This is a genomic window from Olsenella uli, from assembly GCF_901212675.1.
Taxonomy (GTDB): domain Bacteria; phylum Actinomycetota; class Coriobacteriia; order Coriobacteriales; family Atopobiaceae; genus Parolsenella; species Parolsenella uli_B.
Genome location: NZ_CAAKOQ010000036.1, coordinates 1 through 12,059, shown reverse-complemented (window position 1 = coordinate 12,059; position 12,059 = coordinate 1). Strand labels below are relative to the sequence as shown.

At 66.3% G+C, this 12,059-nt stretch carries 11 protein-coding genes; 10 read left to right on the top strand and 1 reads right to left on the bottom strand.

Annotated elements, in window-relative coordinates; genetic code table 11:
• Positions 1-44: 44 nt before the first annotated feature.
• From EFAMC1_RS04650 to EFAMC1_RS04605, 10 genes are all read left to right on the top strand, one after another.
• Complete coding sequence (locus tag EFAMC1_RS04650) at positions 45-911, top strand: ketose-bisphosphate aldolase (protein WP_154053151.1); 867 nt, start codon at positions 45-47, stop codon at positions 909-911.
• Between the two features lie 60 nt (positions 912-971).
• On the top strand, positions 972-1,424 hold the full coding sequence (locus EFAMC1_RS04645; protein WP_154053150.1) for a PTS sugar transporter subunit IIA: 453 nt from the start codon (positions 972-974) through the stop codon (positions 1,422-1,424).
• Between the two features lie 19 nt (positions 1,425-1,443).
• The gene (locus EFAMC1_RS04640; RefSeq protein WP_154053149.1) at positions 1,444-1,761 is read left to right on the top strand and encodes a PTS fructose transporter subunit IIB; all 318 of its coding nucleotides are present in this window, start codon (positions 1,444-1,446) and stop codon (positions 1,759-1,761) included.
• A 75-nt stretch (positions 1,762-1,836) separates the two neighbouring features.
• On the top strand, positions 1,837-2,928 hold the full coding sequence (locus tag EFAMC1_RS04635; protein ID WP_154053148.1) for a PTS fructose transporter subunit IIC: 1,092 nt from the start codon (positions 1,837-1,839) through the stop codon (positions 2,926-2,928).
• A gap of 108 nt (positions 2,929-3,036) precedes the next feature.
• Positions 3,037-4,527 carry a xylulokinase gene (gene xylB, locus EFAMC1_RS04630; RefSeq protein ID WP_154053147.1) on the top strand — a complete coding sequence of 497 codons (1,491 nt, stop codon included), beginning with the start codon at positions 3,037-3,039 and terminating at the stop codon, positions 4,525-4,527.
• The gene (locus tag EFAMC1_RS04625; protein WP_154053146.1) at positions 4,524-5,612 is read left to right on the top strand and encodes an aldose 1-epimerase family protein; all 1,089 of its coding nucleotides are present in this window, start codon (positions 4,524-4,526) and stop codon (positions 5,610-5,612) included. The genes xylB and EFAMC1_RS04625 overlap by 4 nt, the downstream gene beginning before the upstream one ends.
• Before the next feature lie 105 nt (positions 5,613-5,717).
• Positions 5,718-6,413: a D-lyxose/D-mannose family sugar isomerase gene (locus EFAMC1_RS04620; protein ID WP_154053145.1), complete on the top strand. Its 696-nt coding sequence runs from the start codon at positions 5,718-5,720 to the stop codon at positions 6,411-6,413.
• A gap of 359 nt (positions 6,414-6,772) precedes the next feature.
• Positions 6,773-7,057: an ACT domain-containing protein gene (locus tag EFAMC1_RS04615; protein WP_154053144.1), complete on the top strand. Its 285-nt coding sequence runs from the start codon at positions 6,773-6,775 to the stop codon at positions 7,055-7,057.
• A 204-nt stretch (positions 7,058-7,261) separates the two neighbouring features.
• Complete coding sequence (locus tag EFAMC1_RS04610) at positions 7,262-8,764, top strand: citrate synthase (RefSeq protein ID WP_261981770.1); 1,503 nt, start codon at positions 7,262-7,264, stop codon at positions 8,762-8,764.
• Between the two features lie 124 nt (positions 8,765-8,888).
• On the top strand, positions 8,889-9,824 hold the full coding sequence (locus EFAMC1_RS04605) for a Cof-type HAD-IIB family hydrolase (protein ID WP_154053143.1): 936 nt from the start codon (positions 8,889-8,891) through the stop codon (positions 9,822-9,824).
• Positions 9,825-10,199: 375 nt separating this feature from the next.
• On the opposite strand, the gene EFAMC1_RS04600 is transcribed toward EFAMC1_RS04605, so the two are convergent.
• The coding region (locus EFAMC1_RS04600; protein ID WP_154053142.1) for a KUP/HAK/KT family potassium transporter at positions 10,200-12,059 on the bottom strand (1,860 nt) is incomplete at its 5' end.

Here is a 12,059-nt window from a genome sequence, read left to right as displayed (position 1 = left end):
CAATAGGGTGCGGAAGGCCGCACACGAGGGAAAGGTGGCACCACATGCTTATGTCAATGGGCGACGTCCTGAAGGTTGCGAACGAGCACAGCTTCGCGGTTCCCGCGTTCAACGTCTCCATGGATGCGATGCTCAAGGGCGTCATGGAGTCCTGCGAGGAGGAGGGCGCTCCGGTCATCCTCGCGATTCACCCCAACGAGCTTGCCTACTCCGGTGACTCCTTCGTCGAGATGGCCAAGGACCTCGCCAACAAGGCCAAGGTGCCTGTGGCCATCCACCTCGATCATGGCGGCACCCTCGAGCAGGTGCAGCGCGCCCTGCGTGACGGCTTCACCTCGGTCATGATCGACGCCTCCTCCAAGAGCTTCGAGGACAACATGTCCATCACCAAGGATGTCATCTCCATCGCCCGCCCGCTCGGCGTCTCCGTCGAGGCCGAGCTCGGCACCATCGGCACGGCCGACAACAACCCCGAGGGCAACTGCGACCAGATCATCTACACCAAGGTCGAGGACGCCATCAAGTTCGTCGAGGAGACGAAGTGTGACTGCCTCGCCGTCGCTATCGGCACCGCTCACGGCCTGTATCCGAGCGACTTCCAGCCGCACCTCAAGCAGGAGCTCCTCTCCGAGATCAAGGCTGCCGTCAACGTGCCGCTCGTCCTTCACGGCGGTTCGGGCAACCCCGACTCCGAAATTGCCGAGGCCGTGAAGCGCGGCATCAACAAGGTCAACATCTCCTCTGACATCAAGGCCACCTTCATGAAGCAGGCGCGCATGGTCATGGAGAACCAGCAGCTTCGCGAGCCGCTCGACATCTTCCCCAGCTGCATCGACGCCATGAAGGAGACGGCGGTTCACAAGATCCGCCTGTTCCAGGCCAACGGCAAGGCTGGGCTCTACACGCTCTAGACTCAAGAGGCACTGCCGGCCAAGGCCGGAAACCACGGGACACGATCGGTGAGGAAACCAATGGAACTCAGAGACGTGCTGCAGGAGCGCAACATCAGGCTTGGCGTCAACGTCAAGGACAAGGCCGACGCCCTGGCCCAGATGTGCGACGTGCTTCAGGAGAACGGCTACGTGGCCGACGCGAAGGCATTCCTGGGCGACGTGCTCTATCGCGAGTCGCTCGGCCCCACGGGCATCGGCGAGGGAATCGCCATCCCTCACGGAAAGAGCTCCCACGCCGACGAGCCGACCCTCGTGGTGTTCCAGCTCGCCCATCCCATCTCCTGGGAGACCCACATGGGCGAGGAGGACGTCACCGTCGTAATTCTGTTCTGCGTGTCCGATGACGACGAGGCCGCCAAGTTGCACCTGCGCCTCCTGGCCGACGTTGCTCGCAAGCTCGCCCACCCCGAGGCCCTCGCCGGCCTCAAGGGCGCAACGACGAAGGCAGAGGTCCTGAGGGCCCTGGAATAGCAAGGCGGAAAGGAAAGCCATGAAGATTGTAGGAATCTGCGCGTGCGTCGCGGGCATTGCCCACACCTACCTGGCGCAGGAGAAGCTCACGCAGGCCGCCCAGGCCCGCGGTCACGAGATTCACGTCGAGACGCAGGGCGTCATCGGACAGGAGAACACGCTCACGCCCGAGCAGATCGCCGAGGCAGACGTCGTCATCCTGGCTGTGGACGTCGCGATTACGGGCAAGGAACGCTTCAAGGGCAAGAAGGTTATCGAGGTGCCCACCAAGACGGTGGTCCACGGTGCTGACAAGCTCATCGAGAAGCTCGAGCAGATGCTCACAACCAGCAAGTAGCACCATCGTAAAGCACACGCGGGAGGGGGTGGCCGCGTTGGCGGTCACCCCCTTTCTCTTTCGAAAGGCTGTGCCATGAAGAACCTACAGATGAAAAAGCACCTGATGACGGCGGTGTCGTACCTGATTCCGTTCGTCGCCTCGGCCGGCATGCTCATGGTCGTGGGCAACCTGTTCGGCGGCACCTCCCAGGAGGCGCTGAGCTCCTCGATGTCGCTGCCCGACCTACTCACCACGCTCGGCGGCACCGCGCTCGGCTTCATCCCCGTCATCATCTCGGCGGGCATCTCGTACTCCATCGCCAACAAGGCGGGCATCGCGCCCGGCGTCATCCTGGGCCTGCTCTGCAAGGTTGACGGCTACGGCTTCCTGGGTGGCCTCGTCACCGGCTTCCTCGCCGGCTACATGAGCGCCTGGGTGCTCAAGGTCGCCAAGGTGCCCGACTGGATTCGCGGTCTGCTGCCCCAGCTCATCTTGCCCTTCATCGTCTCTCTCGTGATCGCCGTCGCCATGCAGTACGTCATCGGCGTGCCCATCACGATGCTCACCACGGCCATCACCGGCCTGCTCGTCAGCATGCAGGGCAATCCTGGCGCCGAGGTCGCCTTCGGTGCACTCGTGGGCGTGCTCTCCGCCGTCGACTACGGCGGACCCATCAACAAGGTGGTCTTCACCTTTGCCGTGGGCCTGCTCTCCGAGGGTCTGGGCGGCCCCATCGCCAACCTCATCCAGGCTTCGATGATCGCTCCGTTCGGTCTCACGCTCGGCTTCCTCATCTCCAAGGCCACCAAGCGCAACCTGTTCAGCGCCGAGGAGGTCGACGCCCTCAAGTCCGCGTTCGTCATGGGCATCTTCCAGATCACCGAGGGCTCGTTCCCCATCATCCTGAACGACCTGCTCCGCATCACGATCTGCACCGCCCTTGGCTCCGCCTCCGCCGGCGCCCTCTGCGGCTTCTTTGGCGTGGCCTCGAGCGTTCCCTCCGGCGGCCTCATCGCCCTGCCTGGCATCAACAAGCCGGTTGAGTGGCTCATCGCGCTCGCCGTGGGCTCGGTCGTGTTCGCCGTCGCCCTGCAGTTCCTGAAGCATAAGCCCTCAGAGCAGGTGAAGGAGGCCGACAAGGACGAGGTCATCGACCTCGACGACCTGTCCTTCACCGAGGTCTAAGGCTCCTGGGCGGGTCGGCGACTGGCAAGGGCCGCCGGCCCGCTTGCCGTCCGGGCGAGGCACCGTACCGAGCGGCACGTATCTGTCCGCGCAAGTTGAGGAGTAGCGATGCTCTACATCGGAATCGACCTGGGGACGTCGTCCGTCAAGGTCGTAGCGGCAAGCGAGGACGGCACGATATTCGGGTCGACGACGCGCACCTACCCGTGCCTGCAGCCCAAGCCCGGCTGGTCCGAGCAGGATCCGCACCGCTGGTACAAGGCGACCTGCGAGGCGGTGAGGGCGCTTCTACACACGCTGGGCGTCTCTGCCGATAGCGTCGCAGGCATCTCCTTTGGCGGCCAGATGCACGGGTTGGTGGCGCTCGACGAGCGGGGGGAGCCGATTCGCGACGCCATCCTCTGGAATGACGGGCGCAGCCAGGCCGTGTGCGACGAGCTCAACGAACGCATCGGCTCCGAGGAGCTCACGCGGCGCTGCGGCAACATCGCGTTCCCGGGATTCACGGCGCCCAAGGTCATCTGGATGCGCGAGAACGAGCCGGAGGCCTATGCGCGCATCGCCCGCGTCATGCTGCCAAAGGACTACCTGGCGTGGCGTTTCACGGGCGTGTTCTGCACTGACGTCTCCGACGCGAGCGGCACGCTGCTGTTCGACGTCGCCCACCGACGTTGGTCGGCTGAGATGCTCGCCGAGTGCGGCCTGACCGAGGCCGAGCTGCCGCACGTCTACGAGAGTGCCGGGGTAGTGGGCACCCTCACGCCCGAGGCGGCCGCAGATCTCGACCTCCCCGCCAGCGTGAAGGTGATTGCCGGAGCCGGCGACAACGAGGCGGCGGCCGTGGGCATGGCTTGCGTGCGCGAGGGACAGTGCAATCTCTCCCTCGGCACGAGTGGAACGGTCTTCTTCCCCATGGCGAAGATGCGCGTGGACAGCCACGGTGCCCTGCATGCCTTTGCGAGCGCCGCGGGCGACTGGCACCTCATGGGCTGTACGCTCTCCGCGGCCTCGTCGCTCGGCTGGTGGATGGAGGACGTGCTCGGCACCGACGACTACGAGCTCGAGCAGACCCGCGTGGGGGAACTCGGGCGCAACCCCGTGCTGTTCCTGCCCTATCTCTCGGGCGAGCGCTCGCCCATCAACGACGCCTCGGCCCGCGGTGCCTTCCTGGGACTCCGGCGGGGCGCGGGTCGTGCCGAGATGACCCAGGCGGTCATGGAGGGCGTCGCCTTCTCGCTGCGGCAGTGCGTGGACGTGGCTGCGTCGCTCAGCGTGCGCATGGACCGCGTGACCATCTGCGGGGGAGGCGCCAAGAGCGCGCTCTGGCGCCGAATCTGCGCAAACGTGCTCAGGCGCGAGCTCTCCGTGCTGGCGCGCGAGGAGGGGCCGGGGTTCGGTGCCTGCGTGCTGGCCATGGTCGGCTGCGGAGCCTTCGCGAGCGTTGCCGAGGCCGCCGAGCAGCTCAACCACGTGGTGGACACCGTTCCCTTCGACCCCGAGATTGCCAAGCGCTACGAAGGGCGCTACGAGCTCTATCTCGCAGCCTATCCGGCTGTCCGCGAACTGTCCCATGAGATTGCCAAGATGGAGGAATCATGATTGAGCTTCGGGGTTCCAGCTATGACGAACCGGCGCTCAAGCGCTACTTCGGCGACCCCTCGTGCGTGTGCGGGACGCGTCGCTACGAGCTGCGCGAGGGTCGTGCCGAGGGTGTGTGCCTCACCGAGGTACGCACGGGCTCGGGTCTCGTCTTCGAGGTGAATGAGAGTCGCGGCATGGATCTGGGGCGCGTGTCATTTGGCGGCGTGCCCGTCTCCTACCAGTCCTACGACGGCGAGGTACATCCGCGCTACTTCGAGCCCTTTGCGGACGGATGGCTGCGCAGCTATGCCGGTGGCCTGCTTGTCACCTGCGGCCTCACAGCCATCGGCGCGCCGGGTGAGGACCACGGCGAGGTGCTCCCGCTGCACGGCCGCATCTCGAACATACCCGCCTCCAACGTGTGCGTCGAGGAGCGCGTGGGCGATGACGGCGTGCGCGAGATGAGCGTCTCGGGTACGGTGCGCGAGTCGAAGGCCCTGAGCCACAACCTCGCGCTGCGCCGCCGCGTGACGGCGCGCGCGGGGGAGAGCCGGATCCTCATCGACGACGAGATAGCCAACGAGGGCTTCGAGGACCAGGAGCTCATGCTCCTCTACCACTTCAACTTCGGGCATCCCGTGATTGCGGAGGGCGCGCGGCTGCTTGCGCACTCGGCGAGCGTGGAGCCGCGCGACGAGGCGGCTCGCGTGCAGGAGGAACAGTACGAAGCGCATGACGAGTATCCAGCCCCCACGCCGCACTATGGCGACATCGTCTACTACCACCGCATCGCGGGGGAGGGACCTGACGGCGCCGGACCTGCGACGACGGCCATCGTCAACGAGCGCGCGGGCTTTGGTGCCTACCTGAGGTTCGACACGCGTGAGCTCGACTGCTTCACGCAGTGGAAGTTCTGCGGCGAGGGGAACTACGTGGCCGGCATGGAGCCGGGCAACGCCTTCGTCAACGGCCGCGCGGCCGAACGCGAGGCGGGCCACGTCAAGACGCTCGCGGCGCAGGAGGCCAAGCGCGTGCACCTCGAGGTCGGGGTGCTTGCGAACGCGGAGGACATCGAACGCTATCGCGGGGAGAACGGGTTCTAGGCGCGTCGTCTCGCGCTCGCGAGGCCCCGCGCCCCGCACGGAATGACGCCACGTGAGCGCCGAAGCGTCTCGGGGACTTGCATTACACATCCTAAGGAGAGAGCCATGAAGAGGTCTCAGATCAACCAGGCCATCGACTACGCCATCAAGAAGTGCGAGGAGTACAAGCTGCCCCTGCCGCCCTTCGCCTACCGCACGCCCGAGGAGTGGGCGCATGCGTCCGCCAACGAGCAGGAGATCGACGACTGCATGCTCGGCTGGGACGTCACCGACTTTGGCAAGGGAGACTTCGAGAAGTATGGTCTCACGGTCTTCGTGTTCCGCAACGGCAACATCAAGAATCCCGAGAAGTACCCGAAGGTCTACTGCGAGAAGCTCCTGCTCACACTCGATGGGCAGACGCTGCCCTATCACTTCCACTGGTTCAAGACCGAGGACATCATCAATCGCGGAGGTGGTGACCTCGAGATTACGCTCTGGCAGGCCGACGAGAACGAGGACTTCAGCGATAAGGACGTGACCGTCACCATCGATGGCTGCAAGACGACGGTACCCGCCGGCGGCAAGATCGTGCTCAAGCCGGGCATGAGCGTGACGCTCGAGCCGTACCAGTATCACCAGTGGCAGGCGGTTCCGGGTACCGGCGACGTCATGGCGTTCGAGGTGTCGCGTTGCAACGACGATTACACCGATAACCGCTTCAAGGACCCGATGCCGCGCATTCCGAGCGTCGAGGAGGACGAGCCGGCTCGTCACCTCATGTTCGCGGACTACAAGGAGCGCGCGAACCTCGGGGAGTAGGCGGCATTACCCGGCGCTTCATTGAACGGTGTACTGGCCGGACGGGCGAGCAGCTCGTCCGGCCTTTTGCTGTCGGGCTGGTGGGGCCTGGTGCCCCTCGCTGCTCCGCGTGCGTGCAAGGAGCGAAGGCGCAGTGCGGCGGCGGCCTGCTTTGCGTTCGCCCCAGCTCGGCGCGCGTGCTCAAAAAGTAGTCAACCACACAGCGATGGGTCAATGACTGCCACCTGAGCACGCACGGCAACGAAGCCGGGGTTTCGCTACGGAAAGCGACGGGGACGGTCCCGCACCGCTCCGCGCTACAATGACGGGGTCCACACAGGCAGGCACGCCGCTGGCGCAGCCGGGAGTAAGGAGCTCGCATGAGCGAAGAGACCAAGACTGACCGCGCCATCATCTCCGTGCTTGGCGCCGACCGTTCCGGCATCGTCGCGGCGGTGGCGGGCCTGCTTGCCGAGCAGGACGTCAACATCCTCGACATCTCGCAGACCATCCTGCAGGGCATGTTCACGATGACCATGCTCGTCGACCTCGGCGGTGCCGACTTCTCCAAGGTGCACGACGGCCTCAACGCGCTCTCGGGCAGGCTGGGCGTTCAGGTCACCATCCAGCGCGAGGACGTCTTCAAGTTCATGTACCGCCTCTAGCGCGCCCCACGTCAGCGTCCCGGCCCGCGCCAACGTTTCAGCCCTGCGCCTTACCCGGGCCGGCGCGCCAGCCACCACTCGGCCCCGCCCCGTGCGAGGCCATCCCGGCAACAAGCTCGTCGTCTCGGTCGCACGGCACCGCGACGGGGCCGCCCAGCGGCTCGCGATGCCCCAGCCCAGCCGGCTTCCAGATCGGGGGAAACCATGTCCGTCCAGCCCCTCTCGCAGCGTCCCATGCCCACGAGCCGAGACCGCCTGCGCGCCCGCGCCATCCGGCGCATCCTCTCGGCAGGCGACACCTCGGCGCTCACGCACGCCGTCGACGTCACGCCCATGCCCTCCGACAAGCGCTCGCTGGGCCGCCCCGCCGTCTCCGACGGTCTCTACCAGGACTTCGAGTGCATCGACAAGGTGCCCGAGGAGCTCTTCAAGAAGCTTGACGTCAAGCGCGGCCTGCGCAACGCCGACGGATCGGGCGTGCTCGTGGGCCTCACCACCATCTCCAACGTGCATGGCTACAACAAGGTTGACGGCCGCGTCGAGCCCGACGAGGGCGACCTCGTCATCCGCGGCTACCACATCGACGACCTCCTGGCCGGCACCCACGGCGCGGGCCGCTTCGGCTACGAGGAGATCGCCTACCTGCTCATCTCGAGTCGCCTGCCCCGCAAGGCCGAGCTCGAGGACTTCTCCGAGCGCATCGACTCGCGCCGCGAGCTGCCCACGGGCTACCTGAGCCTGTTCCCGCGCACCACCGAGTCCGGCTCGATCATGAACGTGCTCGCGCGCTCGACGCTTCTGCTCTACGCCTTCGACGAGAACCCCGACGACACAAGCCCAACGCACGAGGTCGACGTGTCGCTCTCGATGCTCGCGCGCTTGCCGCGCATCGCCGCCATCGCGCACGAGGCGTCGGTCGCCGTGCACGACGGCACCAAGCTCGCCGTGCCGCCCGTGCGCCAGGGCTTCTCCATGGCCGAGACGGTCCTCGACGTGCTGCGCGGCGACGAGGGCTTCACGCGCGAGGAGGCCATGCTCTTCGACGTGATGCTCATGCTGCACGCCGAGCACGGCGGCGGCAACAACTCCACGTTCACCTGCCGCGTGCTCTCGAGCTCGGGCACCGACGCCTACTCTGCCTACGCCGCGGCGATGGGCTCGCTCAAGGGCCCCAAGCACGGCGGCGCCAACTACAAGGTCGGCGAGATGGTTGACGACATCGCCGAGCACGTCTCGCGCTGGGACAATGAGGACGAGCTCGCGAGCTACCTCGAGCGCATTGCCCACAAGGAGGCCTTCGACGGTACGGGCCTCATCTACGGCATGGGCCACGCGGTGTACACCAAGAGCGACCCGCGCGCCCGTCTCGTGCGCCGCTATGCCGGCAAGCTTGCCGCCGAGAAGGGCCTGGGCGAGAAGTTCCAGCTCATCCAGGACATCGAGCGCCTCGCGCCGGGAATCGTGCAGGAGGCGCGCGGCACGCGCAAGCCCATCTGCGCCAACATTGACCTGTACACGGGCTTCGTCTACTCGATGCTGGGCATCCCGGCCGACCTCTACACGCCCATCTTCGCGATGGCGCGCCTGGCCGGATGGACCGCACACCGCATGGAGGAGCTCTACGGCTCTGGGCGCATCATCCGCCCGGCGTACAACTCGGTCATCGAGGGGCGCGACTACGTGCCCATTGAGGAGCGCGGGGAGTAGTAGGCTGGGGACGCTAGGCCTGCCGGTCGTGCCTGCGGCCCCCCGCCGGGTGCGCTGGCCACCTCGGCCGATGGCGCCTATCGCCCCACCCCACCCGACGCGTATCTCGACGTAAGGAGCCCCCGTGCGCATCGTCTTCTCCGACCTCGACGGAACCCTGCTCACGAGCGACAAGCGCCTCTCGCCGCGTACGGTGGCTGCTCTCGACTGGCTGGCCAAGGCGGGCATCGAGTTTGCGCCCTGCTCGGGGCGCCCGCTCGTGGGACTGCTGCCCGAGCTGCTCGCGCACCCGGCCGTGCACTACGCCGTGTGCGCCAACGGGGCGCTCGTGTGCCGCGTGGGCGAGGTGGACGCGTCGGCCGAGCTGGGCGCCGCGCCGTCGGGCGAGGTCCTGCATCGCGAGGACATGGGCGCCGGTCCCGTGCTCGCCCTCTACGACGTGCTCAAGGACCACGACGTCCTCTTTGACGTGTTTGGCGACGGTGGCGTGTACGTCGAGCGCGCCCGCTTCGAGCGCATGGGCCGGTTTGGCCTCTCGGGTGCGTTGCTTGCCCAGATGCGCCGCATGCGCACGCCGATGGATGCCACGATTCCAGAAATTGTCGCCGGACTGCGCCACGTGGAGCGCGTCTCGGTGTACTGGCGCCATCGTGAGGACCGCGACCTCGCGACGCGCACGGTCGAGTCGATGCCGGGCCTTACCTGGGTGAGCTCGCTTCCCACCAACGTCGAGGTCTCGAGCGAGCGTGCCACGAAGGGTGCGGCGCTTCAGTGGCTCTGCGACTACCTGGGGATTCCCGTCTCCGAGGCCGTTGCGTTCGGCGACGGGCTCAACGACGCCACGATGCTCGCGGCCGCAGGCGACGGCGTGGCCATGGCCAACGCCGTGCCCGAGACGCTTGCGGTCGCCAACCACGTCTGCGACTCCAACGATGCCGACGGCGTCGCCCGCTATCTCGAGAACCTGCTGGGCTTGGTCCCTTTCGCCCACGCTCAAGCGGATATCGCGAAGCCCCGCCCGGGGAGCCTTGATGGCTCGCCGAGCGGGGCTTCGCGATGATGAGGGCTTCGGGGCCCCTGACGAGGGCCCCCGAAGCAAAACTTTTCCGTTATCTAGAGTTTTAAGGCCCTTGCGAGCGTCATTACAGGTTTGGTAAAAACAAGCAGAGCCGTTAGCTGGGGTTTTGCAAGCGTCACGTGCTTATCTACTTGGTGTGTGCCCTCAGAAATCTAGATAACGGAATAGTTTTGCAACGAGCCCCGTCGACAGTCAAAAAAGGCTTCCGCCGCCCCGCGCCCATTCGATTTGGGCGCGCATGGGACGGCGGGAGGTTGGCGAGAGACTGACGGGACGCCCGGAAACGGCGGGGGGCTGGTGAGAAACTGACGGGGTACCCGGAGACTGCGGGTAGCGACAAACGAAGCGCACAGGCCGCTACTCCTCGCCCTCCTCCTCGATGGCTTCCATCTGTTCGGTGGGGTCGGCCACCATGGTGCGGCCGGCGGCGTTCTCGCCCGCGAGGTCGTCGGAGAAGATGTCCACCTCGTCGGCCTCCTGCTCCTGGACCTGCGTGTCGCTCGGCAGGCTGATGCGCTCGAGGTGCGTGGCCGGCCGCATCTTGGCGAACATCGGCACGTACTCGAACATGATCGACGAGTTCTCGAGGCCGTACCAGCGCGCCGGCGAGCCGCATAGCCGGCGGATCGTGTACTTGGTGTAGATGACGCGGTGGTCGCTTCGGCTGATGGCCGTCTCGGGTGCCAGCGTCTTGCGCAGCATGCAGAAGCGGAAGTCGCCCACGTTGCCGCGCTGCTCGTAGATGGAGTAGGCGTGGTGCTGCTGCGGCAGCTCACCCGAGGCCATGAGGTCGTTAACCACCTGGCGCAGGTAGGCGTTGACGCGCTGGTTCACCTTGAAGCCCAGCTGCAGCTGCACCTTGAACAGGAAGTCGGTGCCAAACGAGTCGACCGTATAGGTGTGGGTGTAGGGCTCGTCGGTCACGCGGACGTTCAGGAACCAGTAGGCGCGCGCCCGCTTGGGGTGCTTGTCGAGGATCGAGTAGAGCACGTCGCGGTCGAGCGTGTCGGGCTCGGACGCGTTGACGAGGAAGACCAGGTTGTCGGCGAGCAGGGGATAGTCGTCGTCGCGGCGCAGCTGGCCGAGCTGCCCCACGTACTTGCGCACAGGGAGGAACACCGTCTGCGTGCGCTCGATGGCGGTACCGCGGCGCCATACGTACATCATCCCGAAGAGCAGCGCCGCCAGGACGATCATCACGTAGCCGCCGTCGAAGAACATCGTGAGGCAGGCGAGGAAGAAGCAGAGCTCGATGGCGCCAAAGACCACGGCAAAGAGCGCCGCCGCCCCGCGCCTGCGCATGACTCCTGCGATATAGCTCGTGAGCAGCGTGGTGGTCATGAGCATGGTGACCGTGATGGCCAGGCCGTAGGCCGCCTCCATGCGGTCGGAGGTCTGGAACAGGAGCACGATGAAGATGCAGCCCACCCACATCACGGAGTTCACGAGGGGGATGTAGAGCTGGCCCTTGGTGTCGCTCGGGTAGTGGATCTGCAGGTGGGGCAGGAGGTCCAGGCGCGTGGCCTCGGAGACCAGCGTGAACGAGCCGGTGATGAGCGCCTGGCTCGCGATGATGGCTGCGACGGCCGAGAGCACGATGGCAAAGGGGCGCATCGGCTCGGGAAGCATCTGGTAGAAGGGGTTCAGGCTCTCCATGGCCTGAAGCGTGGGGTCACCGGCGTTGGCGATGAGCCACGCGCCCTGGCCCATGTAGTTGAGGATGAGGCAGGCCTTGACGAGCGGCCAGCTGGCGTAGATGTTGGCCTTGCCCACATGGCCCATGTCGGAGTAGAGGGCCTCGGCGCCGGTGGTGGCCAGGAAGACGAAGCCCAGCACCATGATGCCGGAGTGGTTCACGGGCGAGAACAGGAACATGATGCCGCGCACCGGGTCGAGCGCGCGCAGGATACCGGGGTTGCCCAGCATGTTGACGAGGCCCGCGCCGCCCAGGAACAGGAACCAGAACGTCATGACCGGGCCGAAGAGCTTGCCGATGCTCGAGGTGCCGGCGCGCTGCACCACGAACAGCACGCAGATGATGGCGATGGTGATCGCGACAACCCGGCCCTGGCCGTCGCCGAGAAGGGCGTGGCCCACGGGTATGGAGCGAAGGCCCTCGATGGCGGTGGTGACCGTGACGGCCGGCGTGAGGATGCCGTCGGCGAGCAGCGCCGCGCCGCCCACCATGGCGGGGAGGATGAGCCACTTGGCGCAGCG